Genomic DNA, 337 nt, shown 5'->3' on the forward strand with positions numbered 1-337 from the left:
TATGTGCGACTCGGGGTCGTCGCACCCGCGGGGCCGGCCGACGCCGCCCGGGCGATGATCCGCCGGGCCTTGGACGCCGACCTGCCCTGCGGCTGGGTGACGGCCGAGGCGGCCTGCGTCGACGCGCGGCTGCGGCACGATCTGAAGGTCCGCGGGCCGGACTCCGTGCTGCCGGCGCCGGCGTCGAGGGGCCTGTTCCTCCGCCGCGGCGTCGGCTGGATTCGGGCCGGGGAGTACGCCGCCGAGGCCGAGGCCGCGCCGGGCGGCCTCGCCTGGGAAAAGCCGCCGTGCGGGGAGGGGGCGGACGGCGGAACGCCGTGCCGCTGGGCGGCGTTGC

Annotated in this window: 1 pseudogene; it reads left to right on the plus strand. The window is 79.2% G+C overall.

Annotation, left to right across the window (positions count from 1 at the left end):
• Positions 1 to 54: 54 nt before the first annotated feature.
• Positions 55 to 337, plus strand: a pseudogene (locus tag ACG2DA_RS23145) (hypothetical protein); the annotation flags it as partial.

Source organism: Alienimonas sp. DA493 (assembly GCF_043951915.1).
Lineage (GTDB): Bacteria > Planctomycetota > Planctomycetia > Planctomycetales > Planctomycetaceae > Alienimonas.